Source organism: Bradyrhizobium sp. USDA 4503 (assembly GCF_054055815.1).
This window is the reverse complement of the sequence record NZ_JBSRXS010000001.1, coordinates 3,079,610-3,105,710: the sequence shown is the minus strand read 5'-3', so window position 1 is coordinate 3,105,710 and position 26,101 is coordinate 3,079,610. Positions and strand designations below refer to the sequence as shown.

The window sequence follows — 26,101 nt, the reverse complement described above, 5'->3', positions numbered from 1 at the left end:
ACGCGAAGGGCGTAGGACATGAAAGTCGATGGACGACATTTTCGCAGCATCTGGCCCGAGCCCGACGGCTGGTCGGTCGGCGCGATCGATCAGCGCCGGCTGCCGCATGAATTCATCGTCGCCAAACTCACCACAGCGGACGAGGCCGGCGAGGCGATCCGCTCGATGCTGGTCCGCGGCGCGCCGCTGATCGGCGCCACCGCAGCCTATGGCGTGGCGCTTGCGATGCGCGCCGATGCCTCCGACGCAGCGCTCGAGCGCGCCGGCAGGATGCTGCTTGCGACGCGGCCGACCGCGATCAATCTGAAATGGGCCGTTGACGAGATGCAGCGCGCGCTGGCGCCGCTCGCGGCTTCGGCCCGCGCCGAGGCGGCCTATGCCCGCGCGCGCGAGATCGCCGATGAGGACGTCGAGATCAACCGCGAGATCGGCCGTCACGGGCTCGGCCTGATCGAGACGATCGCCGCGACCAAGAAGCCGGGCGAGGTGGTGAACGTCCTGACGCATTGCAATGCCGGCTGGCTTGCAACCGTGGATTGGGGAACGGCGACATCGCCGATCTACCAGGCGCACGATCGCGGCATTCCGATCCATGTCTGGGTCGACGAAACGCGGCCGCGCAATCAGGGCGCCTCGCTCACCGCCTGGGAACTCGGGCACCACGGCGTGCCGCACACCGTGATCCCCGACAACACCGGCGGACATCTGATGCAGCATCGCATGGTCGATCTCGCGATCGTCGGGACCGATCGCGTCGCCGCCAATGGCGACGTCTGCAACAAGATCGGGACCTATCTGAAAGCGCTCGCGGCCCACGACAACAGCGTGCCGTTCTATGTTGCGCTGCCGTCGCCGACCATCGACTTTAGTATCGATGACGGCGTCAGGCAGATTCCGATCGAGCAGCGCGCGGCCGACGAGGTGACGCACCTCACGGGACGCACGGCGGATGGCCGGATCGAGACCGTGCGCGTGGTTCCGGACGGCTCGTCGGTGGCCAATTTCGGCTTCGACGTCACGCCGGCGCGGCTGGTGACCGGATTGATCACCGAGCGCGGCGTTCTCAAGCCGGAGCGTGCTGCACTTGCGAGCGCCTTTCCCGAACGTTCCACCGTTTAGCTGAAGGCTGCATTGACGGTGGTTGCATCGGCACGCTATCCCAATCGTTGCCCTCGCAACCCAGACCGTCTCATCCATGTCCACTACCGAACTTGAGATCGTCGTCGACGATCCGACCGCACCTGAAGATAACTCGCCGGCGGTCGTCAGCACCGGCGTCGTCGACGTCGTCGTGTCGCTGCTTCTGCTTGCGCTCGCCGTAGTGCTCGGCTGGGACAATTGGCGCACCGGCGCGTCGTGGGACTCGACCGGTCCGCAGCCGGGCTATTTTCCGTTCTACCTCTCGGTCATCCTCGGCAGTGCGAGCCTCTATGGTCTCGGCGCGGCCTTTCTTTCGCGCCGGGAAGCCGCCGAGACCTTTGTCACCCGCGCCCAGCTTCGCCGGGTGATGGCGGTGTTCGTGCCGACGTTGCTGTTCTGCCTCGCCACCCAATATCTCGGCCTCTATGTCGCGAGCTTTCTCTTGATCGCTGGCTTCATGCGCCTCGTCGGCAAGATCGCGCTGTGGAAGTCGCTGCTCACCGCCTTCGTCTTCACCGCCGCGATGTTCATAACGTTCGACGTCGCGTTCGACGTCATCATGCCAAAGGGGCCGCTCGAAGCGGCTCTCGGCCGCTAGCGAACCGACAGGATTTCGAAACATGGAAGCTTTCGGTCTCCTGCTGCACGGCTTTGCCGTCCTTCTGACGTGGAAGACGCTGCTGTTGATGATGGTCGGGCTGGTGCTCGGCATCTTCGTCGGCGTGCTGCCCGGGCTTGGCGGCCCCAACGGCGTCGCGATCCTGCTGCCGCTGACCTTCACGATGGACCCGACATCGGCCATCGTGATGCTGTCGTGCATCTACTGGGGCGCGCTGTTCGGCGGCGCCATCACCTCGATCCTGTTCAATATCCCGGGCGAAGCCTGGTCGGTCGCGACCACGTTCGACGGCTATCCGATGGCGCAGCAGGGCAGGGCGGCCGAGGCGCTCACCGCGGCGTTCACCTCGTCCTTTGTCGGTTCGCTGGTCGCGGTGCTGCTGATCACCTTCCTGGCGCCGATGATCTCATCGTTTGCGCTGAGGTTCGGCCCGCCGGAATTCTTCGCCGTCTATCTCCTGACCTTCTGTTCCTTCGTCGGCCTCGGCCGCGAGGCCAAGCACAAGACGGTCATCTCGATGTCGCTCGGGCTGCTGCTCGCCGGCGTCGGCATGGATACGGTGTCCGGGCAGTTGCGCATGACGTTCGACTCCGCGGAGCTCTTGCGCGGCATCAACTTCCTTGTCGCTGTCATCGGCCTGTTCGGCATCAGCGAGATCCTGCTCACGATGGAGGAGCGCCTCGCGCTGCGCGGGCACGCCGCCGGGATCAGCCTGCGCGTCGTGCTCTCGGTGTGGAAGGATCTGCCGAAATACTGGGTGACGCTGCTGCGCTCGTCGGTGATCGGCTGCTGGCTCGGCATCACGCCGGGCGGCGCGATCGCGGCCTCCTTCATGGGCTACAACCTCGCCAAGCGCTTCGCCAAGGATCAGGAGAGCTTTGGCAAAGGCCGGATCGAGGGCGTGTTCGCGCCAGAGACAGCCGCGCATGCCTCGGGCACCTCGGCGCTGTTGCCGATGCTGGCGCTCGGTATTCCCGGCTCGGGGACCGCTGCGATCCTGCTCGGCGGCCTGATGGTGTGGGGCCTCAATCCCGGTCCGCTGCTGTTCGTCGAGCACAAGGATTTCGTCTGGGGCCTGATCGCCTCGATGTATCTCGGCAACGTCGTCGGCCTGGTGCTGGTGCTGACCACGGTGCCGATCTTCGCCTCGATCCTGCGCGTTCCGTTCGCGGCCGTAGCGCCGATGATCGTGGTGTCCTGCGCGATCGGCGCCTATGCGATCCAGAATGCGATGTTCGATATCTGGCTGATGCTGGGCTTCGGCGTCGTCGGCTACGTCTTCAAGAAGATCGGGATCCCGCTCGCGCCGTTCACCCTGGCATTGGTGCTTGGCAACCGCGCCGAGGATGCGTTCCGCCTCTCGATGATCGGCTCCGGCGGCGACATGAAGGTGTTCTGGTCGAACGGCCTGGTCGGAACCATCACGACACTGGCGATCGTGCTGCTGTTCTGGCCGGTGATTGACAAGGCGTTCGTCGGGCTCGGACGAATGTTGCGGCCTGCACGGGCGTAGTCGCGGTCCGGGATCGGGCGACCTCGAACCGCTAGGCGTTGGTGGTTTGATACCGTCAAACCACCTTGCGCTGACGGAGCTCGGCGATCTCATCCTTGCCGAAGCCGAATTCGGCCAGCAGCTCGTCGGTCTGCTCGCCGAACTCCGGCGGGCGGGCGGCCATCCTGCTCGGCGTCCGCGACAGCGTCACCGGCTGGCTGACCAGCTGGATCTGCCGGTTCTCGTCATTGGGCACATGCTGGGCCATGCCGAGATGCTTGACCTGGGCATCCTCGAACATCTGGTCGATCGAGTAGATCGGCCCGCACGGCACGCCCGCGGCGTTCAGCTCCTGCACCCAGGTCTCGGTCGATTTCTTCTCGGTCAGCGCGTCGATCCTCGCATTTAGCGCGTCACGGTTCTTCGAGCGCGCCGGCGCGGTCGCGTAGTCGGGATCGGTGATCAGCTCGGGCGCGCCGATCGCCTGTGCACAACGCTCCCAGATCCGCCCGCCGGTCGTGGCGATGTTGATGTAACCGTCGGAGGTCTTGAACACGCCGGTCGGGATCGAGGTCGGATGGTTGTTGCCGGCCTGCTTGGCCACTTCCTTCTCCATCAGCCAGCGCGCCGCCTGGAAATCCAGCATGAAGATCTGGGCCTGCAGCAGCGAGGTCTGCACCCACTGGCCTTCGCCGGATACGTCGCGCTCCAGCAGCGCTGTGAGGATGCCGATCGCACAGAACAGACCCGCGGTAAGGTCGGCGACGGGAATGCCGACCCGCATCGGTCCGCCGCCGGGCGCGCCGGTCACCGACATCAGGCCACCCATGCCCTGGGCGATCTGATCGAAGCCCGGGCGCTTGTGATAGGGGCCGTCCTGGCCGAATCCGGAGATGCTGCCATAGACGATCCGCGGATTGATCTTGCGGATGCTCTCGTAATCGATGCCGAGCTTGGCCTTGACGTCCGGCCGGAAGTTTTCGACCACGACATCAGCCTGTTCGGCCAGCCGCTTGAACACCTCGAGCCCCTTGGGGTCCTTCAGGTTCAGCGTCATGGCGCGCTTGTTGCGATGCAGGTTCTGGAAATCGGACCCGCCGCGCGGGCCGCCCGGCTGCTCGCCACCGCTGTCCTCCAGAAGCGCATCGATCTTGACGACATTGGCGCCCCAATCGGCGAGCTGACGCACGCAGGTCGGCCCAGACCGGACCCGGGTCAAATCCAGCACGGTGAAACGGGACAGGGCTTGGGATGCGCGGGGAAAGGGCATTGAGACACCTCTTGTTGGGCGGGCTGCCCGGGGCTTGAGCCCATCTGCCATAGACAATTTGGCAGGCCTTTCCAACTGTTACCCGGATCACAAACAGGGCCGGAAACAACCAGCCATGGTTCCGCGGAGATCGGCTCCTGCATTTGCCGCGGCCATGGCCCGGACCCACGCCTCCCCGCCGTCCGCCAACCCTCGACAATCACCGCGCCGGCTGCTAGCCCGTCGCCATGCCGAATGGGGTTTTGCCCTTACGGAAGAGGCACTTGAGGCGTATCGGAGCGATGGACCGAAAGCGGGCATGGCGGTGAAAAAGGGTCCATCCCATCTGCTCGGTAACTCGGCATGGAACGCGACCGCCTTCGCGGTCGCGGTGCTGCTCAATCTCGCGATCCTACCGTTCGTGATTTTCCGGCTCGGTCTCGCCGCGTTCGGTGTTGCGGGTCTGGTGACGGCCTGTGTCGCGCCGGCGCTGATGTTCAGCAATGCGCTCGGCCTTTCGACGGCGCGCGAGCTCGCGCAAAGGTTGGAACCGTCCGATCGCGACATGGCGCGGCGATTTTTCGCGACCGCTCTGGCGCTTGCCATCGTCCTTGGCGGCCTGATCGCGGCGTTGCTTGCCTTTGCCGGCGCGCCGCTGGCACGGCTGGGATTCCACCTCGGCGGCCCGGCCGCCGACGACCTCGGGCTCACCTTCGCATTGGGCGGTGCCGGTTGGCTGTTCCAGTGCCTGTTCGCCGTCTTCCTCTCGCTGTTCACGGCGCGCCAGGACTATCGGCGGATCGCGTCGATCAGCATCACGGGCACGGTGGTGACGACGATGTCGATGCTGCTGCTGATCCCCTACGCGCCGCGTGCCTCGACCTTCCTCGGCTGTCAGGCCTTGGGCTTTGCGACAAATCTCGTGATGGCGTTCGCCTGGTCGCGCCACGCCTTCAGCGACTGGCTGGCGAGGCCGGCGCTCGATCGCGGCGCGCTGCGTGCGCTGGTCAAGCTTGGCGGTTGGCAGTTCGCAGCGCAAAGCGGCGCGCTGTTCGCCGGGCAGGCGGACCGCTATCTGCTCGGCGCGCTGCTGCAGCCGCAATTCGTCGGCTTCTACAGCGTCGCGCAGCGGCTGGAGGAGGCGGTCTATATCGGTGTGCTGAAGATCGGCGAGATCTTGTTCCCGTTCTTCAGCACCCTGCAGAGAGAGGATGACGATCGCAAGGTCGACCTCCTGCTGCGCTCGTCCTGGATTCTCAATGTGCTTGCCGCGAGCGCGCTGGGCGGCCTGATCCCGGTCGCAGGCGCATTGCTGCATCGATGGACCGGTGCCGAGGTCGCCGCCGAGGCCCAGCTGGTGCTGGTGGTACTCGCGATCAGCGGAATATTGGGGTCCAGCGCCAATGTGTTTGCGTTCTATCTGCTGTCGCAGGGGCGCTCCAGTTCCAACGCGCTGATCTCGCTCGTCACGGGCATCTTCACGCTGGCGACCAGCGCCGTCGCGCTGCCGTATTTCGGCTGGGAGGCGGCCGGTTGGAGCTCCTGCGTCGGGATGGTCGCCCAGATGGTGATCACCGTGCTGTTGCTGCGGCGAACCTTCCGCCTTTCAGGTATGTGGTCACGGATGTTGCATTTCGTATTGATTCCGCTCGGCACGGGAGTAGCCATCGCGCTGGCGCTGCGTTCGCAGCTCGGCCACGCGTCATTCGACCACGCGCCGTCATGGTGGTATGTGGTGTCGCTCTACGGCGTGTCGGCGGCGGCCATCTTTGTCGCCGCCGTTGCCGCGTCGCAGCTCGGTCCCTATCGCGCCGTGTGCTGGCGGGATCTCCGCGTCATCAGCAGTCGCTTCCTGCCCTTCAAGGCCATCTAGACATGTGCGGCATCGCAGGCATCGTCAATCTGCGCGGCGCTCCCGTGGAGCCGGCCGACATCTCGCGGCTCACCAATTTGATCGCGCATCGCGGTCCGTTCGGCGAGGGCACCTGGTTCAATGCCAAGCGAAACGTCGCCTTCGGCCATCGTCGGCTCGCCATCATTGATCCCGGTGAGGGCGGTTATCAGCCGATGGTGTCAGGCGATGGCCGCCATGTGATCGTCTACAACGGCGAGATCTACAACTTCCTCGAATTGCGCCGCGAGCTCGAGGCGAAGGGCGCGGTTTTCCGCAGCCAGTCCGATACCGAAGTGATCCTTGCCGCCTGGCAGGCTTGGGGCGAGGACATGCTGCTGCGCTTCAACGGCATGTGGGCGCTGGCGATCTACGACACGGCCACGGATGATTTGTTCCTGGCGCGCGATCGCTTCGGCATCAAGCCGATGCTGTATGCGTTGTCATCCGAGCGCTTCGTGTTCGCGTCCGAGCAGCGCGCGCTGGCGCGGAGCGGGCTGGTCGAGACGTCGCTCGATGTCGATGTGGCGCGGCGGCTGTTGCTTGACCCGTTCGGGATCGAAGGCAGCGAGCGGACCCTGTTCGCGCAACTGCGCCGCCTGCAGGGCGGCCACTGCATGTGGTTGCGCCAGGGGCGTGTGCAGGTGCGCCGCTGGTGGCGGACCGTGGATCACCTGCCGGCGATTCCGGATACCGAGGCCGAACGCGTCGAGCGCTTTCGCGAATTGTTTCAGGATTCCGTCGCGCTGCGGATGCGCAGCGACGTTCCGATCGGGACCTGCCTGTCCGGCGGCTTCGATTCGTCCGCGGTGATCTGCGCCATGGCGACCCATGAGAAGGCCGGCATGGGGCCGCGTGACTCCACGGCCTGGCGACACGCCTTCGTCGCGACCTTTCCCGGCGCCAGCAATGACGAGCGGCCGATGGCGGAGGAAGCGGCCGCGTGGGCCGAGGTGGCACCGAGCTTTCTCGAGATCGGGCGCTCCGACGCGCTCACCGACCTTGACCGCATCCTCGACGACAATGACGACGTCTATATCGGGCTGCCGAGCGCGCCGTGGTTGATCTATCGCGAGCTCCGGCGCCAGAACGTCACCGTGTCACTCGACGGCCACGGCGCGGACGAATTGATGGGCGCCTACCTGCAGGAGGGACAGTCGGCCGCATTCCGGATCCGGAACGCAGCAGCCGCGCTCACCTCACGATCGCAGCTGGCGCAGCGCGGCATCGACTTCCTGCGCGCGCAGATGATCAGGCGCGAGGGGCACTACTTCCTGCGTGGAGGCGCTACGGCCGCGCCCGCGCCGCTGCCGCTGGTCGCCGAGGATGACGAATTGCCTGATACATGGGGCGCGTTGAACCGGCGCCTCTACCGCATGTTCCATTCGACCACGCTGCCCACCATCTTGCGCAATTTCGACCGGCTCTCGATGGCGCACGGGATCGAGGTCCGCATGCCGTTCATGGACTGGCGGCTGGTCACCTACACGATGGCGCTGCCGGAAACGAGCAAGTCGGCGGATGGCCTGACCAAGGTGGTGGCGCGGCAGGCGATGGCGAACCTGATGCCCGAAACCATCCGCACGGCGCGCCGCAAGGTAGGCTTCAACTCGCCGATGCCGGAATGGCTGAACGGGCCATTGGCGGGTTGGACAGCAGAGCTGCTCGAGCGGAATGTTCCGGCATTCGCCGAGTTCGTCGACGAGGCGCCCCTTCGAAAGGCGGTCGGCCGCTTGACGGCGTCGCAGAGCTGGGATTGGAAGAGTGTCGGCCGGATCTGGCCTTATTTGAACATGAAATGGATGTTGGCAAGGCCCGCGTAACCAATGCGTCTGTTCCAGAATAGCGGTCTCTATCCGTCCTATTTGCCGAGGCTGAACCAACTCGCGGCAAAGGCGTCAAGTTTCGACGCGCGCCGCGACGTGTTCCTGCATGATCGGTTTGGCGCCGCGCATTTTCTCAAGCCCGTGCTCGACGGCGCAGCTGAAGCCTTCTTCACGAATGGCGACGATGAGGTGCTGCAGCGCCAGTGGGCACGTGAGCAGGGCATGAAGGAAGCGCCGACGCTCGAGGCCATTCTGCTCGCGCAGATCGAGCATCACAGAACCGAGGTGTTCTACAATCTCGATCCGGTGCGCTATCCGAGCGCGTTTGTCGCCAAGCTTCCCGGCTGCGTGAAGAAGACGCTGTGCTGGCGCGCCGCGCCTTCCGGAAATGCCGATCTCACCGCCTATGGCGCGGTGCTTGGAAACTTCCCTTCGATCCTCGAGGCGTGGCGCAGCAAGGGGTGCCGGGCGGAGCTCTTCTTTCCCGCGATCGACCCTGTCATGGAGCAGTACGGCCACGGCGAACGGCCGATCGACGTGGCGTTTGTCGGTGGATATTCGCGGCATCATAGCGCGCGGGGCAGGACGCTCGAACAGGTCGCCGCGCTGGCGGCTGATCGCAAGATCGTGTTCTGCCTCGATGCGTCGCGGCTGACACGGCTCGCTGAAAGCGCGGTCGGTCGATTGCTGCCGCTGCGCAAGCACCGGCGCCCCGACGCCATCGCGCGAATCGCGAGGTTGCCGCTGTTCGGCAGGGACCTCTACGAGCTGTTCGGATCGGCGAAGATCGTGCTCAACGGCGCAATCGACATGGCCGGCAACGATCGCGGCAATATGCGCTGCTTCGAGGCGATGGGTTGCGGGTCGCTGCTCGTGTCGGATGCCGGCAACTATCCGGAGGCGATGCTGGACGGCGTCACGATGCGCACCTACGACGCTCCCGAGCGGGCCGCTGAGGCGATCTCAAGCAGCCTGCAGGATTGGCCTCAATGGGCTGGGGTCGCCGCCTCCGGCAGGAGCCGCGTGCAGGAGACCTACAGCAAGGCCTCGCAATGGGCCCAGTTTATCGACCTCGTCGCGCGGATTGAGCCGTGATAGAGCGTTTTCGAGCGAAGTGGGCGCCGGTTCGCGCAGGGAAAATGCGTCAAAACAACAATCTGGAGCCCCGTTCCGATTCCATCGGAACGGAAAAGGCTCTAGACGGTGCACAGGGCCGGCCAGCGGGCGGGCGATCGGGCCGAGATGATGTCTGCAAGTGACTTGATGCATCAGCTGAAATGGGTGGCCGACGGGCTCGCCGTGCCGCTGTTCAAGCTGCGGCCGCGGCCGTTCGGCCCGGGCTATCAGACGGTCAAGCGCGATACCATCACTGCGGCCATCGATGCGGGCCTGCTTCAGGCAGGAAAGGAGCTTCCGCCTGGCTACGGCGTCGCCATGGACGAGCGCGTGGTGGAATATCCCTGGGTCTATGCCCGATTGAACAATGTCGGCAAGATGCTGGACGCGGGATCGACATTCAACCACGATTTCCTGCTGCAGCGTCCGCCGCTGCGCGGCGCGGATCTCACCATCATGACGCTGGCGCCGGAGAAGCGGTGCTATTGGCATGACGGCTATTCCTATGTGTTCGGCGATCTTCGCAACACGATGTTCGGCGATCAGGTCTTCGACACCGTCGCCAGCATTTCGACGATCGAGCACATCGGCCTCGACAATCAGATGCTGTACACGGGCGATCCGCGCGACGCCGAGACCGATCGCGACGGCTTCGTTCCGGCGGTGCGGGAGTTCAAGCGCATCCTCAAGCCCGGCGGGACCTGCTTGATCTCGGTGCCGTTCGGCAAGCGCGACAATCTCGGCTGGTATCAGGTGTTCGATCTTGCCATGATCGAGCGGATCATCGAGGCATTCGGCGCGACATCTCACCATGTCGATTATTTCGGCTATTCGCGGCAGGGCTGGTCGCGCCAGAGTGCCGAGGCGCTCGCCGACGCGACCGTTTTCGACGTCCACACCCGGCAAAGGGCAGGGCAATGACCTTGCGGCGTCGTCGCGCGCCGTCGCTTGCCTGCAGTTGACGGCATGAATGTCGATTACCTGATCCAGCGCCTGATCGGTCGCGCGACGTGCCGGCTGCAGCCGGACGCGGCGCTCGGCCGCTATGCCAGGATCAGAAACATCCGCGGCGATTCCGACAAGATCGTCGTGGGCCGCAATAGCCGCATTCTGGGTGAACTCCTGACCTTCGCGCATGGTGGCGAGATCAAGATCGGCGAATGGTGCTATGTCGGAGAAGGAACCCGGATCTGGTCGGCGGCGTCGATCGAGATCGGCAACCGCGTCCTGATCTCGCATTCGGCGAATGTCTTCGACAATCTCACGCACCCGCTGCGGGCGGCCGAGCGGCACAAACAGGTCCAGCAGATTTTCACCCGCGGGCATCCGAACGATATCTCGCTTGATGAGAGTCCGGTCAAAATCTGCGATGATGCCTGGATCGGCGCGAGTGCGATGGTCTTGCGCGGGGTGACGGTGGGCCAGGGTGCCATCGTCGCGGCCGGCGCGGTCGTGACCAGGGATGTCGCGGCGTTTTCGATCGTGGCGGGCAATCCGGCCGTATTGGTGAGGGAGCTCGGGCCCGATGAGCGGTGAGCGCAAGTTTACCACCTGGGAGGATGCGGTGGTCTGGCTGCGCAATCAGCCGGATCAGCGCCAGCTTGTGCTCGATGCATTCTACGACGATCCGCTGGCCGGCGCTGCCGAACGCTATTTCCAGAGCTCCGAGTGGCAGGCGGTCGCTTCGCTGCTGGCCGGCCGGTCCGGCACCGCGCTCGACGTTGGCGCCGGCCGCGGCATTGCGAGTTACGCGCTCGCCCGAACCGGCTTTGCCGTGACGGCGCTCGAGCCGGATCCGAGCGCAATCGTGGGAGCGGCGGCGATCCGCGATCTGGCAGGGCAGACGCAACTGCCGATCCGGGTGGTCGAAGAGTTTTCCGAGCGGCTGCCGTTCGCCGACGCGGCGTTCGATCTCGTCTTCGCCCGCGCCGTGCTGCACCACACGCGCGATCTCGAGGGAGCATGCCGGGAGATGTTTCGCGTGCTGCGGCCCGGTGGCATGCTGATCGCCGCGCGCGAGCATGTCATCAGCAAGGAGACGGACCTTCCCCAGTTCCTCGCGCAGCATCCGTTGCATCATCTTTACGGGGGCGAGCATGCCTTCCTGCTCGATCGCTACACCGGCGCGCTGACCGCCGCAGGCTTTTCCGCGATCGACACGTTGGCGCCGCTGCAAAGCCCGATCAACTTGTTTCCCTATACGCTGGAGACCCTGAAATCGGCGATCGTGACCAGGTTGACGCAAAAGGTTCCGGTGGCGCCGCTGTGGCGAACCGCGTTCGCGTCACGCCTTGTGTTCGGCTCGCTGCTGTCGATGGCGGAACGCTTCGACAATCGACCGGGCCGGCTCTACTCCTTTGTCTGTCACAAGGCCTGAGCGATGATCGTCTGGGTGACAGGCGCGAATGGGTTCATCGGCCGCCATCTCGTGCATGAGCTGGCGGGAGCGGGCCACGCGGTGCACGGCGTCGGGCACGGCGCACTCGATGCAGCGGAATCCCGGCGGCTTGGTTTGCAGAGCTGGATCAACGGTGAAATCGACGCGGCCAATCTCAACGCGCTCGCCGCCGCGCACGGGCTACCGGCGCAGATATTTCATCTGGCTGGCGGATCGTCGGTCGGCATCTCGATCGAGCGGCCGTTCGAGGACTTTTCGCGGACCGTGGCGAGCACCGCGCGGCTGCTCGAATGGCTGCGCGGATCCGCGCCGAACTGCGCGGTGATCGCGGCGTCAAGTGCGGCCGTCTATGGAGCCGACCATGTCGGCCCGATCGCTGAAAGCGCAATCGCAACTCCGATGTCGCCCTATGGGCAGCACAAGTTGATGATGGAGCAATTGTGCGGGAGCTACGCGCAGTCGTTTAGCATCCGCTGCACGATCGTGCGGCTGTTCTCGGTCTATGGACCCAATTTGCGCAAGCAGCTGCTCTGGGACATCTGCTCGCGGCTGGCGGCCAAGGAGCAGGTGCTCACGCTTGGCGGGACGGGAAACGAAATCCGCGACTGGACCGACGTGCGTGATGTCGCAAGGCTGCTCGCAAGCGTCGCAACACCGTCGTCGCAGGCGGCCTTCCGGGTCATCAATGGCGGGTCGGGCCGCGGGACCAGCGTTGCCGATATCGCGGCCGGCCTCATCCGGCAGTGGGGCGGCAATACCGTTGTGCGGCACTCGGGCGTAAGCCGGCCCGGCGATCCCCTGAGCCTGTTGGCCGACGATGCCGTGCTGCGTCAGATCGGGTTCGATTGGCGCATTCCGCTCGATCAGGGCCTTGCCGACTACGTGGCCTGGTTCAAGGGGCAGGCTTCGTGACGCCCCGCCCATTGCGGTTCGCGTTCAGTCACATTTCGCGACGGCTTTGGGCCGGCGGCTACAATTATCAGCGCAATCTGTTTGCGGCGCTTGCCAGGTTTCTGCCCGGCGAATTCGTTCCGATTGTCTTTGCCGGGAACAGGGCCGAGCAGAATGAGCTCGCGGAGCTTGCCGCAATACCGGGTGTCGAGGTCGTTCGATCGGACGCGTTCGATGGACAGCCAGGGTTGGCCGCGGCACTCGGGCTTGGTCTGGATCGCGGCGCCGCAGCGGCGTTTCGAGGCGCCGGGATTGATGTCGTCGTCGAATCGGCACGTTTCTTTGGTTGGCGGCTCGCGCATCCAGCAGTGGCATGGATTCCGGATCTGCAGCACCGCTCTCTGCCGCAACTGTTTCCAACGACGGCACGCTGGCGCCGCGAGCTTGGCTTTCGCATGCAAATCGCCTCGGGCCGAACCATCATGCTGAGCAGCGAGAGCGCGCTGCGTGATTTCAGGAGTTACTATCCAGGCGCAAGTAACAAGGTCTGCGTCGTTCGCTTCGCAACCCAGCCGCCGGTCGCGGTCCTGAACACGGACCCGGCGGAAGTGATCGCGGCATATAATCTGCCGGCGAACTATTTCTATCTGCCCAATCAGTTCTATCGCCACAAGAACCACCAGCTCGTCGTCGACGCCTTGACGATCCTGAAGGGGCGGGCGATCGACGTGGTGATCTGTGCATCCGGCAGCAAGGAAGACCGGCGCGAGCCGGGCTATTATGATCTGGTCAACTCCGAGATCCAGAAGCGCGGCCTTGAAGCGCAGTTCCGCCACCTCGGTGTTATCCCGCTGCCGCATGTCTACGCGCTGCTGCGCGCTTCAACGGCGCTGATCAACCCATCGCGCTTCGAGGGCTGGAGCACCACCGTCGAGGAGGCGAAATCGTTTGGCGTTCCGATGATCCTGTCCGACATCGACGTGCATCGGGAGCAGACCGCGGGTAGCGCCCGCTATTTCGGCGTCGACGATCCGGTCGCGCTGGCGGACCACCTGATGCAGGCCGCGCAGGAAGCCCACGGACCCATCATTCGGAACGTCGTTCCGCACCAGGACGACAACGTCAGCGCGTTCGCAGCGAGTTTTGCGGCGACAATGCGACAGGCGGCAGGTCAGGATATCGCTGAACCGATCGAAACATAGACGTTAAGTCAGCTCGCGCGAGCGCTCCTTCACCCGGTGAGGTTGACGTTCATCGCGTGAACGGGTTAGAGGTGAGCTCAGGCGCCGGATGGGATTTCAAGCCATAGCGGCTCGAATGCGTTTCCTGTCGCATTGTCCACGAAACCCAAGCGGATATAGGTCAGTCACTCGTGTGCGGCATATTCGGCCTAGTCGCCAAGAACGGGCTCGTTGATGCTGATCAAGTCGATCGACTGACCGATCTCGTCGCTCACCGCGGTCCGGATGGACGCGGAGTGAGGGTCAATGGCGCGGTCGGGTTAGGGCACCGGCGGTTGGCCATCATCGACTTGACCGACGACGGCGCGCAGCCGATGCGCGATCGACTGCTCCCGATTTGGATCACCTACAACGGTGAGATCTACAACTATCTCGAGCTTCGTGCAGAACTCGAAGCGCTCGGTCACGTCTTTCATACCGCCTCCGACACCGAGGTCTTGCTGGCGGCCTATGTCCGCTGGGGCGAGAAGTGCCTCGACCGTTTCAACGGCATGTGGTCGTTCGCGATTCACGACGAGCGCGACAATACGCTGTTCTGCGCGCGCGATCGTTTTGGCGTAAAGCCGTTCTACTTCGCAAACACGGCGACGCAGTTCGCCTTCGGCTCGGAAATTCGCCAGCTGCTTCCCCTGATCGGGCGTTCGATCGCGGACGACGATCTCGTCAGGGATTTTCTCGTCTGCGGCTTGAGCGATCACACTAGCCGGACCTTCTTCAAGGGTATCGAGAAGCTGCCGCCCGGACACAAGATGCGCGTCGACGTGTCGACAGGCCGGATCGAGATCGAGCGCTATTATTCGCTGGCGCCTCGTTTGGCCGTGGCGAACGAACAGGATGCGGCCAGGTTGCTGGCGGAGCTGCTCGACGATGCGACGCGCCTGCGCCTGCGCTCGGATGTTCGCGTCGGAACCTGCTTGTCGGGAGGTTTGGACAGTTCGAGCGTCGCGACACTGGCCGCAAGGCACTACGCGTCGTCCTCCAATGGTCGCTTCTTTGCCATCACTGCGGTGAGCGAGCAGGCAGCGAACAACGAGGAAGCCTACGCGGCCGACGTCGTGGAAAAGGCCGAGCTGAACTGGCTGCGCACCAAGCCGAGCTATGAAGATTTCGCATCGACCGCGGAAGCCTTGCTCGAGGTGCAGGAAGAGCCGTTCGCTGGTCCCTCGATCATGATGCAATACGAGGTGATGAAGACGGCGCGCGCGAACGGCGTGATTGTGCTGCTGGATGGTCAGGGGGGCGATGAGACGCTGCTGGGCTATCATCGCTATTATGCGGCGTGGCTCCGCGACCAGCTGGATCGCTCCGGTGTAAGGGGATTCCTCTCCGCCTTCCGCGCGGCCACACAGGCTGGCGTTTCGGCTCAGCGCTTGCTGATGTACCTGTTTGGCGCCAGCTCGGCGGTGCTGAGGGCCACATTCTACCGTTGGCGATACGCCTTCCTGAAGAACCCGGACCTGCCGGAGTGTCTTCGCCGTTTTGCGCGGGAGACGCGGGACGCGCAGGAAATGCAGGTACTGGAGATCACGGAGACAAATCTGCCGATGCTGCTCCGTTTCGAGGACAAGAACTCGATGCGGTTTGGGATCGAGACGCGATTGCCGTTCCTGGATTACCGATTTGTTGAGTTTGCGTTGAGCTTGCCGACGCGCATCAAGTTGAACAATGGGTGGACGAAGTGGCCGCTTCGTGCGGCCATGCAGGAGGTTCTTCCGGCCAGCATCTCCTGGCGCAAGGACAAGATCGGTTTCGCCGCGCCCGATCAGCTATGGCTCAATCGACACTCGCCTGCGATGTATGAAAAGGTGGCCGGCAGCGCACTGCTTGCCCGGTACGTGAACATGGCTGCGGTGAAGAGGAAATTTCACCGGCTCGACCTCGGAATGCGCTGGCGGCTCTATTGCGTGGCGCTTTGGGCTGAGCGCTTTGGGGTTGAAGCCCCATGAAGATTTGCATGTTGTCGAGTGTCCATTCGGCCGATGACATTCGAATTGTCGAGAAGGAGGCGCGGAGCCTCTCCGAGGCCGGTCACGACGTGACTGTCGTGGCGCGATCACCCCGTCCGAGCGATCCAGGTCGCATTGAATTCAAGTTGATCGAGGTGCCGCCGGTTCCCCGATGGAAGCGCCCGTGGGTCGCGGGACGAGCGGCACTTGCGCTTGCCCGCGCGACCGGCGCGGATGTCGTGCAATTTCACGATCCTGAACTGATACCGTTCGCGCTGCGGCTGAAGAGCCGACGTTGCAGGGTGATCTACGATGTCCACGAGGACGTGCCGGCGGACATTTATTCCAAGCGGTGGATTTGGTCCTGGATGCGGCCGGCTGTGGCGCGCACGATGGAAGTTGTGGAGCGGAGCGCCGCGCGCCGCTTTGATGCGATCGTGGCTGCGACACCGGCCATTGCCGATCGCTTTCGCTCCTATGGTGCGGCCGTCACGTTGGTGCGAAACACCGTGCGACTGGACGAATTCATCGAGCCGACGCCGACGACGAGGCGCCGTCGGCAGGCGGTTTACGTGGGCCGGACGAGTTTCGATCGCGGGTTGGTCGAAATGGTGGAGGCATGTGCCGCGGTGCGTTTGCCGCTCGTGCTCGCCGGAAGCATCGGCCGCGAAGAACAAGCCTGGCTTGAGAAATCTTCCGCCGACGTATCATACCGGGGCAGGCTCGGGCGGGGCGAGATAGCGGCGCTGCTGAACGAAAGTCTCATCGGGCTCAATCTGCTGCTGCCCGAACCGAATTATCTGCTGTCACTGCCAACCAAGCTTTTTGAATACATGGCCGCCGGGCTGCCTGTCATTTCAAGTGACTTGCCGAAATCAAAGGAGATCGTCGAGGCGGCGGGCTGCGGATTCGTCGTGTCGCTCAACGATCGCGCAGCGCTGCTGAACAGCCTGTCCATGCTCGCGGATGACCCGGAACGGGCGATCCGATTGGGGCTGGCGGGACGGGCGGCGGTCGCCGGGAATTTCAACTGGCAGCTTGACGCGGTGGAGCTCAACGGACTCTACCGACGATTTGCCTCGCTCGGGGCCGCGGCATGAACATCTGGATGCTGCATCCCTTTGCAGGAGGTCCGGGCCTGGGCCGCCACTATCGTCCGTTCTGGCTTGCCGATGCCTGGAGACAGATGGGGCATCGGGTGCTGGTGGTCAGCGCCGCCTTCCATCATCTGCACAGGCAGCCGCGCGTTCCGGGGCCGCAGCGGATCAACGACGTCGACTTCTGGTTTCTCGACACGCCGCGTTATGCCGGCGGCAGCCTGGGGCGGCTTCGGAACAACCTGAGCTTTGGGCCGGCTTTCCGCTCAGCAGCGTCTGCAATCGCCGCGCAGTTCGGCAAACCGGATCTGATGATAGCGTCGAGCCCGCATTTGTTCTTCATCTCGGCGGCAGATCAGATCGCGCGGCAGTTCGATGCCAGGTTCTGGCTGGAGGTCCGCGACCTCTGGCCGGAGAGCATCGTGGCGCTTGGAATGACCCCCGCCTGGCATCCGCTGATGAAGGTGCTCGGCTGGAAGGAGCGCTCGGCCTATCGCGCGGCAGATCGCGTGATCTGTCTGCTGGCCGGGGCTGAAGCGCATATGCGCGCGCGTGGCTTGCCGCCTGGCAAGTTCACGTGGATCCCCAACGGAGTGTCCGACGGTGAAATACAGGGCGCGCTGACGATCGAAAATCTGGGTCACCCTTTGATCGATCGCATCAATCTGTTGAAGCGGCAGGGCAGGCGCGTCGTTCTCTACGCCGGCGGCATGGGCCCTCCAAATGCCGTGGAGGCCATTCTCGACGCGGCTTCCATCCTCGGCAAGGCAAACCCCGAGATCCATTTCGTGATGATCGGTTCAGGCACCTCGAGGGACGCGTTGAGACACCGGGCGGTCACGCTTGCCAATGTGGAGTTTCACGATGAGGTCGATCGATCGGTCGTGCACGGCATGCTGCATGCTTCCGATTGCGCGGTCGTGGCCTTCCACAACAACGCGCTCTATCACCATGGCATCAGCCCGAACAAACTCTTCGACTACTGCCTGTTTGCCCCGCGGAGCGTCATCGCGTGCGAGGGCAGGGCGCTCGCGGGGCTTGAAAAGCTGGTGACGTCTCGATGCGCACCGGACGATCCGCCGGCGCTCGCCGAGTCCCTGGTCGCGGCGCTGAATGGCCCGGAGCGCTCGCGGGACGATCGGATCGCCATAGCCCGGCAGTACAGTTACTCGGTGCTGGCAGCGCGATACTTGACGCCTTCGGGCGACCACGCCTGACATTTGGTGGGGATGAGATGTTGGCTCCTCAGATAAATTCCTTTTATAAACAATGACTTGCATTGTTCATTGCGTGAACGATTTGGCTTGACGTTCATCGCATGAACGCGCTAATGCACGCATTGCAGGAATGGGCGCATGGCAAACACACTCCCGACGGACGACAGAGACAGCGATCGACTTGTGCTCGGTCTGCTGACCTCCGTTGAAATCGACGGGGCGCGCTCGCAGCGGCGCATCGCGGCGGAACTTGGAATCGCACTTGGCTTGGTCAATGCCTATTTGAGGCGCGCCATCAAGAAGGGGTTCGTCAAGGTTGGTCAGGCGCCGGCCCGTCGATATGCCTATTACCTCACGCCCCAGGGCTTTTCCGAAAAATCAAGGCTCACCGTTGAGTTCCTCTCTTCGTCGTTTTCGCTCTTTCGAAGAGCCAAGGAAGAGTATTCGCGCGTGTTCGATCGCGCTCAGGTGCTGGGCTTCAAGCGAATTGTTTTTGCCGGGAAATCCGATCTTTGCGAAATAGCCATCCTGTGCGCCGTGGACAGCCCGGTGTCCATCGTTGCTGTTGTCGATGCCGATGAAGCTGCGTCACACTTCTTCGGGATCGAGGTGGTGCCGTCCTATGCTGAAGTGGCCGAGCCGTTCGACGCGGTCGTCGTTACGCATCTCAACAAGGCCAGGGATGTGTTCGATCAGGCCGTCGATATGTTTGGGCCGGAAAGAGTATTGACGCCGGACCTGTTGGGGTTGCGTCCGCCTGGGGTGCAGAGGGTGGAATGATGGCAACGGAAGCGCAGCTCGGCCTCAGCTGGTATGTCGTGCAGACGCACGTCAATGCCGAAGTGAAGGCGGCGGCCAATCTGGTCCGCCAGGGATTTGGTGTCTATCTTCCGCGCTACCAAAAGCGCCGCAGCCATGCGCGCCGGGTCGACGTCGTCGCGCGGCCGCTGTTTCCGCGCTATTTGTTTGTCGCCATCGATCTCGCAACGCAGCGGTGGCGCGCTATTCAATCGACACTCGGTGTTTCCCATCTGGTCTGCTTGCACGGCAGGCCGGCGTCGGTGGAGAACGCTGTGGTCGGAGCGTTGAAGGCGCGAGAGGACGAGGCCGGTTTCATCGCGCTTTCGCGTCGGTCTCCCTTTTCGCCCGGAGACAAGGTGCGGATCACCGAGGGGGCGTTCGCTGATAGTCTCGCGCTGGTCGAAGGCGTCAGCGATCATGAGCGCGTCGCGGTTTTGCTCGACCTGTTGGGGCGCAAGGTGCGTGTGCTGGTCGGCGCCAATCTGATTGCCGCGGCCTGACGGCGTCTGCTGCTCGCAGGCGTGGTGGTAGAGAAATCCGGCTCGGGGTGGTGCTCGATTCACCCCGAGTGCGGTAGCTTGGAAAAATTGAACTTCGTTGGGAGGCGTGAGAGGTCAGATGCATTCGTTTGCGTTGATAGGAGCAGCCGGTTATGTGGCGCCGCGTCACATGCGGGCGATACACGCGGTAGGCGGGGATCTGAAGATCGCCTACGATCCAAATGACTCAGTCGGCATTCTGGATAGCTATTTTCCCAATGCCCACTTCTTCACCGAGTTCGAACGATTTGACCGCCACGTCGACAAGCTGCGGCGGCGCGGCGAGAAAATCGACTACGCGTCGATCTGCTCACCCAATCATCTGCATGATGCGCATTGCCGCTTCGCCCTGCGATCAGGAGCCGACGCAATTTGCGAGAAGCCGCTGGTTCTGAATCCATGGAACATCGACGGTCTCGCCGAGATAGAGCAGGACACCGGCCGTCGCATCTCGACAATCCTGCAGCTGAGGCTTCATCCTGCCATCATCAACCTGCGGGAGAAGTTCGGGACGAGCAACAAGCGACACAAGGTCGAGCTCACTTATATCGCCTCACGAGGCCGCTGGTATTACACATCCTGGAAAGGCGAGGATGCCAAGTCGGGAGGCGTCGCCACCAATATCGGTGTGCACTTCTTCGACATGCTTAGTTTCGTGTTCGGTTCGGTCAAACGCAACGAGGCGCACCTGCGCCAGCGCGAACGGGCGGCCGGATTCCTCGAATGCGAGCGGGCCGACATCAGCTGGTTTCTGTCGGTAGACAGCAATGATCTGCCGCCTGACGTCCAAGGCAAGAAGACGACGTTCCGCTCGATCACCGTGGATGGCGAGGAGGTCGAGTTCTCGGAGGGCTTCACGGATCTCCATACGCGGAGCTACCAGGAGATTCTGGCAGGGCGCGGTTTCGGTCTCGACGACGTGCGGGCTTCGATCGAGATCGTGTCCGCCTTCCGCCAGGCGCCATTGACCACCGGGCATGAATGGCAGCATCCGTCCGCGCGTGGGGCGTCGTCCAAATGAGCGAGATGAAGGATGATCCGCGATTTCCGGGCGTGCTGATCCACGCATCCAGCTACGTGGACGATGGCGTGATCATCGGGCGAGGCACCAAGATCTGGCACTTCTGTCACGTGCTTCCCGGCACCGTCATCGGTCAGAATTGTTCGATTGGACAAAATGTCATGATCGGGCCGCGCGTGAAGATCGGCGATGGATGCAAGATCCAGAATAATGTGTCGCTCTACGATGGTGTCGAACTCGCAGACGACGTGTTTTGTGGTCCGAGTTGCGTGTTCACCAACGTCAACAATCCGCGTGCCGATGTGTCGCGCAAGGACGAGTTTCGCAGCACACCCGTCGGGCGTGGCGCCAGTATCGGTGCCAACGCCACCATCGTGTGCGGCCATTCGCTCGGCGAATATTGCTTCATCGGCGCCGGCTCTGTCGTGACGAAGAATGTGCCGGCATTCGCCTTGATGATCGGCAATCCGGCGCGACGGGCCGGCTGGATGAGCCGAAGCGGGGAGCGGCTGGGCGCTGATCTGGTCTGTCCGCGAACCGGCGAGAAATACACGCTCGATTCGTCGGGGGCGCTCGGCGCTGACGCCGGCTAGCGTCGTGCAATTCGAGGAAGTCGATCGACGGGTCAGATCGAGGCCCAAGGAGCTTCTTCTCCACCGCATCGATGAAGCTGATGGAAAATGAAATACTCATCAAATCTGAATGTTTTTCGACTTCTTTCGATCTACGGAGGGCGCGTCATTGAGGGGGTGGCTCACGACGTGCGCCAACGTTATCTTGGATCGGTGGTCGGCATCGGTTGGGCAGTCCTGCTGCCCGCGATGCAGCTAAGCATCTACGCCGGATTGTATGCCTTCGTATTCAAGGTCCGCCCCAGCGGTCTCAATGAGTGGGGCTACATCCTGCTGGTCTTCTCCGGGCTCGTTCCGATCATGGCCTTCAACGAAGCGCTCACGAGCTCAATTTCCTCGGTCTCTGCAAACAAGAATCTGCTGCTCAACACCGTGTTTCCCGCGGAGTTGATCCCGCTGCGATCCGTGGTGGCGGCGCACTTTCCTCATCTGTTTGGTCTCGCAATCACGCTCTGCCTGGGCTTCGCTCTTGGGCGGACCGATTGGAAAGCCATCGTGCTCGTTCCCGTGTGCTGGCTCCTCCTGTTGATGTTTGCGACTGGAATTGGATGGATACTTTCGCTTGTCTCGTTGGTTGCGAAAGACATTCAGCAGGTCATCGGACTGGTTCTTATGGTCATGATGATCATCAGTCCGTTTGCCTATACTCCGGAGATGGTTCCGGGTGCCATGAAGCCGCTGCTTCTCCTGAATCCGCTTTCCTACTTCGTGCTGACGTTTCAGCAGCTCATCTGCTACGGCAACTGGCCCGACCCCCGCATTTTTGGCGGCGCAGCACTGATAGCGATCACGAGCTTTTTGGTGGGATATTCGTTCTTCCAGCGCGCAAAGGGTGTGTTCTTTGACTACGCTTGAGCAGTTCGCGATCAAGTTCGAAGCGGTTTCCAAGATCTACAAGCTCTATGGAAGTCAAGGCGACCAGCTGGTCGACGTTCTTGGCCTGCAGCGCTTCGGATTTCGAACCCGACAACAGCCGAAGATTTTTCCCGCGCTCAGCGACATTTCGATCTCGGTGCCGCGCGGCCACAGAATCGGGATCATCGGGCGGAACGGGGCGGGAAAGACCACGCTGTTGAAGCTGGTCTGCGGAAATTTCGCACCGACACATGGATCGGTGTCGGTGAATGGGGAAGTTCAGGCGCTGATGGCCGCAGGCCTCGGATTTCATCCGGAACATACCGGACGGGAAAACGTCGAAGCTTCATTGCAGTACAACGGCCTTCGCAAGGACGAGTATCGGGACGCAGTCGAGGGAATCATCGAGTTCTGCGAGCTCGGTGACTTCTTCGATCAGCCGATCAAGACCTACTCGTTGGGCATGCTGGCGCGCCTGATGTTTGCCGCCGCAACCGCGATCCGGCCGGAGATATTGATCGTCGATGAAGTCCTCGGCGCTGGAGATGCTTACTTCGTTGCCAAATCGAAGGCCAGGGTGGAAACCCTGGTGCGAAGTGGCTGCACGATGCTGCTTGTTTCCCACTCGATGCCGCAGGTACTCGAGCTGTGCAGCGAAGTGATCTGGCTTCATGAGGGCAGGATCCGCATGCAGGGGGATGCCTTCGCAGTGGTGAAGGCCTATGAAGAGTTCGTGCACGGCGGGGGCGATCAGCGCGTTCAGGCGCCGGTGGCTTCGTCTGCGGCCGGTGACGATGGCGCAGCGGCAAAGGTTGCTGGTTCAGTGTCGCTGCCAGCGCGGTCAGAAAAGCCCGCGGATGGCAAAACAACATTCGATCGGGAAGTCCTGTTGCAGGAGCCGCATTTCGCTCCGCACGCGACGGCAGCTGTTTTTCCGGTGATCGAGCCGCCCCGGGACTTCAAGTTTGTCGCGCGTGGTGGGCTATCGAGATGGGCATCAAGCGGCGATTTGAAGTTGTCCGGATTTACGATGGTCACGGAGCGTGGAGAGACCAACAGATTGATGGCGCTGGCGCCGGCCAAGATGATGCTGAATGTGGTTGCCTGCGTGGATGGGGACTTTGAGTGCCGATACGGCATCGTCGTGCTCGACTATCTGGGAGCATGCCGGGCAAAGCTCATAAGTCCCCCCGACAAGTTTTCCGCGACGAAAGGACAAGAACGCTGCGTGGAAATGCTGTTTAATCCAGTGCAGCTCGGGCCGGGTGAATACGTTGTAAGTCTCAGTATCCATGGAGCCGATCACCTGGCGAGATTCAACGGCACCGTGCGTCATGACTTGTTGTCGCGAAGCTTCGATCTGATCGTTGAGGTTCAGGAATCCCTGGTTGACGTTTCCGCGGACTTCTTTCATTCGGCGGAGTGGCAGTTCGCTCCCGATCCGGACTCTGGTTCGAGCTTGAATCCGGAGGCTCGGCATTTGCTGGATACCGAGATTCGATGACGGGTCGAGTGATGCGGGTTCTGGTAGCCTATTCGGCTGCCGCGAATGTTGTCCCAACGACATTGGAATACCTTACCGCGCTGAGGGACCTTCCCGGCTGCGAAGTCCAGTTCGTTCATTGCACGGACGATGCGCGGCTGAACTTCGACATCAATGAATTCGATGTCCTGATTAACAGCTACAGTGCGCGGCTCTGTTTCGACTGGTACTTGAACCCCGATTACGTACGAGCCGTTCTGTCGTTTCGCGGCCTGAAGATCGCAATAGCGCAGGACGAGTACGATCGGACAGGTGTGCTGCGGAGTGCGATCAGGCGCCTCGGCTTTCACGTTCTGCTTACGAGCGTTCAGAAGGAGTTCTGGCCGCTTGTGTACCCCGCGATGCAGCTGCCGGGTGTTGCCTTGAGGCAGGTGCTGACGGGATACGCGCCGGCCGCACATCCGGATCGCCGGATCAAGCCGCTGGCTGATCGACCTTTTCCGATCGGTTATCGCGGCCGCCAAATCGGTGCGAGGTATGGACGGCTCGGCTTTGAGAAATTCGAGATTGGCCGCTACATGGCCGCGCTTTGCGATGAGCTGGGCCAGCCGCACAACATCAGGACTGATGAAGCCAGTCGAATCTACGGCGAGGACTGGTTCAACTTCATCGGTGACTGCCGAACGATGCTTGGCAGCGAAAGCGGAAGCAACGCCTTCGATTTCGACCAGGAGCTTGAGCGGGAGATCGAGCGATTCCGGGCCCTGCACGGCCGTGCGCCTGAATATCCAGAGCTGACTGACTTCCTGGCGCCTTTCGAGCGGCCATTTGATACCGGACAGGTCTCTCCGCGTGTGTTCGAATGCGCTGCGATGATGACGCCGATGATTCTCTTTCGGGGACGCTATTCCGATGCGATCGTTCCGGATGTTCACTACATCCCGTTGGAGAAGGATTTCTCGAACGCCCGCGATGTTCTGGCAAGGCTCGACAATTTCGAGTCCCTGCAGGGTTATGTGGAACGAGCTCATGAACATCTGATTGCATCTGGTAACTACAGCTACAGTGCGCTCACTTCGGTGATCGCTTCCGCGATCGAAGAGCTTTATCCAAGTGTTGTCGGAGATCCCGAAAGGCAACATTGGCAGTCGGTTGCGCAGCCGTGGCGATCTCCCCACGATCCGCAGGATCCCTACACGGTCGCGTTGTCGGAGGTGCCCACCGACGCACCCCAATTATCGGCCTATCTCTCTGCCAAGCAGGAACATCTAAGGCAGCTGCTCGAACCGAGGAGCGCGCCGCAAAATGATGATGTGCCTCAAGCCGTGGATGATACTCCGCATGCCGAAGGTGATGCTCATCAGGCGGCGGAGCCGGCCGATCCGGATATTAATCCGGTCGGACCGATAGGGAAAATGTGGAGAGCGGTGCCTGGAAGGGTCAGAAGCCGGGTCAGTCCGCTATTGGCGTGGTTGGCGAGGTAATCTCTCTGATGGCTACCGGCAAATGCCGAAAGGCGCTCATGTCCGAGCCGTCTGGGTTTGTTGGCGTCGAGGTGGTGGATCTCGTGGCCGGTAATTTCGCTGAAGGGCCAACCAAAGTGATACGGCAGGCGTTTGACGTTTTGGGTCTCTACGTCAATTCGGTAGGAGCTTAGATCAATGTTGAGGCGAATAGGAGCATCTTTGGCGAACAAGTTTAAGGGCGGCCGCACGGTGCTTGCAGCTGCGACCTCGCCTCACACCGAGGCCGATCCTTCCTCCGAATCTTACTGGAGCGACTTCAACGTCACGCTCCATAAGAAATTCTCGTCGCCGGCGGAGTCGCTCGACTATATGCATTGGCGAAACGACCAATATGTCGACTACATCAAGTTTCTGCCGGTTTCGTCCCACGATGGCGAGGTGATCGTCGACTATGGTTGCGGTCCGGGTCACGACCTGGTTGGGTTTCTAACGTATTCCCGCCCTGCGGCCGTGTATGGCATGGACATTTCCCGTCCGTCGCTGGCGGAGTCGGCGGATCGCCTGCGCGTTCACGGCTATGATTGCAAGCTTATCCACGTATCGGAAACCGACGATCGCATCCCCCTTGATGATGGAACGGTCGATTACGTGCACTGCTCCGGAGTGCTCAATCACGTCCCGAGCCCGGAGAAAATTCTGAAGGAGTTTCGGCGAATCCTGAAGCCGTCGGGATATGCGCGGCTGATGGTCTACAATCGCAACAGCATCTGGGTTCATCTGTTCGTTTCTCACGTCTTGCCGGCGAGCGACCCAAAATATCGCGGTCTTTCGCGTGAGGAAGCCTTCAGGCGATCCACCGATACCTTCGACTGTCCGATAAGCCGAAATTGGACGTCGCAAGAGATGAATGAGCTTGCGGGCATTTCGGGGTTCAGTGCCAAGCACCTCGGGAATGCGGTTTCCATCTTCGAAATGTCGTTGCTGCCGCAGCGGTTCACGCCGATGATGGATCGATCCTTCGACGCTGAAAGTCGTCAGTTTCTTTCCAGGCTGGAATTTGATGCCAGAGGTGTGCCGTATGTCGACGGACAGGCCGCCGGAATTGACGGCTGCTACGAGCTTCGGAAAGTGGGATGACATACTCCGTGTATTCGAAGACCATTTCCATGGCTCGCTGCGGT

General features: G+C 62.3%; 24 protein-coding genes. 22 read left to right on the top strand and 2 right to left on the bottom strand.

The window, feature by feature from the left end:
• Window positions 1–18: 18 nt before the first annotated feature.
• From mtnA to ACVMIH_RS15170, 3 genes are all read left to right on the top strand, one after another.
• The gene (gene mtnA, locus ACVMIH_RS15180) at window positions 19–1,119 is read left to right on the top strand and encodes an S-methyl-5-thioribose-1-phosphate isomerase (RefSeq protein WP_456862368.1); all 1,101 of its coding nucleotides are present in this window, start codon (window positions 19–21) and stop codon (window positions 1,117–1,119) included.
• A gap of 76 nt (window positions 1,120–1,195) precedes the next feature.
• The gene (locus ACVMIH_RS15175; protein ID WP_456862366.1) at window positions 1,196–1,738 is read left to right on the top strand and encodes a tripartite tricarboxylate transporter TctB family protein; all 543 of its coding nucleotides are present in this window, start codon (window positions 1,196–1,198) and stop codon (window positions 1,736–1,738) included.
• Between the two features lie 22 nt (window positions 1,739–1,760).
• On the top strand, window positions 1,761–3,272 hold the full coding sequence (locus ACVMIH_RS15170; RefSeq protein ID WP_456862364.1) for a tripartite tricarboxylate transporter permease: 1,512 nt from the start codon (window positions 1,761–1,763) through the stop codon (window positions 3,270–3,272).
• 55 nt (window positions 3,273–3,327) lie between these two features.
• Here the strand turns inward: ACVMIH_RS15170 and ACVMIH_RS15165 are convergent, their stop codons facing one another.
• Window positions 3,328–4,521: a CaiB/BaiF CoA transferase family protein gene (locus ACVMIH_RS15165; protein ID WP_456862362.1), complete on the bottom strand. Its 1,194-nt coding sequence runs from the start codon at window positions 4,519–4,521 to the stop codon at window positions 3,328–3,330.
• A 298-nt stretch (window positions 4,522–4,819) separates the two neighbouring features.
• On the opposite strand from ACVMIH_RS15165, the gene ACVMIH_RS15160 reads away from it, so the two are divergent.
• The 7 genes from ACVMIH_RS15160 to ACVMIH_RS15130 all read left to right on the top strand — a co-directional run bounded on the left by ACVMIH_RS15160 (window position 4,820) and on the right by ACVMIH_RS15130 (window position 12,643).
• Entirely contained in the window at window positions 4,820–6,373 is a 1,554-nt protein-coding gene (locus ACVMIH_RS15160) for a lipopolysaccharide biosynthesis protein (protein ID WP_456862361.1), read from the top strand.
• A gap of 2 nt (window positions 6,374–6,375) precedes the next feature.
• Window positions 6,376–8,214, top strand: a complete 1,839-nt coding sequence (gene asnB / locus ACVMIH_RS15155; RefSeq protein ID WP_456862359.1) for an asparagine synthase (glutamine-hydrolyzing) — start codon at window positions 6,376–6,378, stop codon at window positions 8,212–8,214.
• 3 nt (window positions 8,215–8,217) lie between these two features.
• Entirely contained in the window at window positions 8,218–9,312 is a 1,095-nt protein-coding gene (locus ACVMIH_RS15150) for a glycosyltransferase family protein (protein ID WP_456862357.1), read from the top strand.
• A 147-nt stretch (window positions 9,313–9,459) separates the two neighbouring features.
• On the top strand, window positions 9,460–10,254 hold the full coding sequence (locus tag ACVMIH_RS15145) for a methyltransferase domain-containing protein (RefSeq protein ID WP_456862355.1): 795 nt from the start codon (window positions 9,460–9,462) through the stop codon (window positions 10,252–10,254).
• Between the two features lie 45 nt (window positions 10,255–10,299).
• Window positions 10,300–10,869 (top strand): acyltransferase, encoded by a 570-nt coding sequence (locus ACVMIH_RS15140; RefSeq protein WP_057020481.1) that lies wholly within the window; start codon window positions 10,300–10,302, stop codon window positions 10,867–10,869.
• Complete coding sequence (locus ACVMIH_RS15135; RefSeq protein WP_057020480.1) at window positions 10,859–11,710, top strand: class I SAM-dependent methyltransferase; 852 nt, start codon at window positions 10,859–10,861, stop codon at window positions 11,708–11,710. The genes ACVMIH_RS15140 and ACVMIH_RS15135 overlap by 11 nt, the downstream gene beginning before the upstream one ends.
• Window positions 11,711–11,725: 15 nt before the next feature.
• Complete coding sequence (locus ACVMIH_RS15130; RefSeq protein WP_456862353.1) at window positions 11,726–12,643, top strand: NAD-dependent epimerase/dehydratase family protein; 918 nt, start codon at window positions 11,726–11,728, stop codon at window positions 12,641–12,643.
• On the opposite strand, the gene ACVMIH_RS15125 is transcribed toward ACVMIH_RS15130, so the two are convergent.
• A complete protein-coding gene (locus tag ACVMIH_RS15125; protein ID WP_456862351.1) occupies window positions 12,610–13,017 on the bottom strand; it encodes a hypothetical protein in 408 nt (135 codons plus the stop codon). The two genes, ACVMIH_RS15130 and ACVMIH_RS15125, sit on opposite strands and share 34 nt — an antisense overlap.
• 60 nt (window positions 13,018–13,077) lie before the next feature.
• On the opposite strand from ACVMIH_RS15125, the gene ACVMIH_RS15120 reads away from it, so the two are divergent.
• The 12 genes from ACVMIH_RS15120 (at window position 13,078) to ACVMIH_RS15065 (ending at window position 26,057) form a co-directional block, all read left to right on the top strand.
• On the top strand, window positions 13,078–13,824 hold the full coding sequence (locus ACVMIH_RS15120; protein WP_456862349.1) for a glycosyltransferase: 747 nt from the start codon (window positions 13,078–13,080) through the stop codon (window positions 13,822–13,824).
• A gap of 170 nt (window positions 13,825–13,994) precedes the next feature.
• On the top strand, window positions 13,995–15,809 hold the full coding sequence (asnB, locus tag ACVMIH_RS15115; RefSeq protein ID WP_456862347.1) for an asparagine synthase (glutamine-hydrolyzing): 1,815 nt from the start codon (window positions 13,995–13,997) through the stop codon (window positions 15,807–15,809).
• An 8-nt stretch (window positions 15,810–15,817) separates the two neighbouring features.
• Window positions 15,818–16,909 carry a glycosyltransferase gene (locus ACVMIH_RS15110; protein ID WP_456862345.1) on the top strand — a complete coding sequence of 364 codons (1,092 nt, stop codon included), beginning with the start codon at window positions 15,818–15,820 and terminating at the stop codon, window positions 16,907–16,909.
• Window positions 16,906–18,123: a glycosyltransferase family 4 protein gene (locus ACVMIH_RS15105; protein WP_057020475.1), complete on the top strand. Its 1,218-nt coding sequence runs from the start codon at window positions 16,906–16,908 to the stop codon at window positions 18,121–18,123. The genes ACVMIH_RS15110 and ACVMIH_RS15105 overlap by 4 nt, the downstream gene beginning before the upstream one ends.
• A gap of 138 nt (window positions 18,124–18,261) precedes the next feature.
• Complete coding sequence (locus tag ACVMIH_RS15100) at window positions 18,262–18,903, top strand: winged helix-turn-helix transcriptional regulator (protein ID WP_028343100.1); 642 nt, start codon at window positions 18,262–18,264, stop codon at window positions 18,901–18,903.
• Complete coding sequence (gene nusG, locus ACVMIH_RS15095; protein WP_245311782.1) at window positions 18,900–19,424, top strand: transcription termination/antitermination protein NusG; 525 nt, start codon at window positions 18,900–18,902, stop codon at window positions 19,422–19,424. The genes ACVMIH_RS15100 and nusG overlap by 4 nt, the downstream gene beginning before the upstream one ends.
• A gap of 118 nt (window positions 19,425–19,542) precedes the next feature.
• A complete protein-coding gene (locus ACVMIH_RS15090; RefSeq protein ID WP_050383810.1) occupies window positions 19,543–20,484 on the top strand; it encodes a Gfo/Idh/MocA family oxidoreductase in 942 nt (313 codons plus the stop codon).
• Window positions 20,481–21,077, top strand: a complete 597-nt coding sequence (locus ACVMIH_RS15085; RefSeq protein ID WP_082654031.1) for an acyltransferase — start codon at window positions 20,481–20,483, stop codon at window positions 21,075–21,077. Before ACVMIH_RS15090 ends, ACVMIH_RS15085 begins: the two co-directional genes overlap by 4 nt.
• Before the next feature lie 87 nt (window positions 21,078–21,164).
• Window positions 21,165–21,971 (top strand): ABC transporter permease, encoded by an 807-nt coding sequence (locus ACVMIH_RS15080; RefSeq protein WP_082654030.1) that lies wholly within the window; start codon window positions 21,165–21,167, stop codon window positions 21,969–21,971.
• Window positions 21,958–23,475 carry an ABC transporter ATP-binding protein gene (locus tag ACVMIH_RS15075; protein ID WP_063790179.1) on the top strand — a complete coding sequence of 506 codons (1,518 nt, stop codon included), beginning with the start codon at window positions 21,958–21,960 and terminating at the stop codon, window positions 23,473–23,475. Before ACVMIH_RS15080 ends, ACVMIH_RS15075 begins: the two co-directional genes overlap by 14 nt.
• Before the next feature lie 8 nt (window positions 23,476–23,483).
• A complete protein-coding gene (locus ACVMIH_RS15070) occupies window positions 23,484–24,938 on the top strand; it encodes a hypothetical protein (protein WP_199805362.1) in 1,455 nt (484 codons plus the stop codon).
• Window positions 24,939–25,139: 201 nt separating this feature from the next.
• A complete protein-coding gene (locus ACVMIH_RS15065; protein ID WP_057020470.1) occupies window positions 25,140–26,057 on the top strand; it encodes a class I SAM-dependent methyltransferase in 918 nt (305 codons plus the stop codon).
• Window positions 26,058–26,101: the final 44 nt, after the last annotated feature.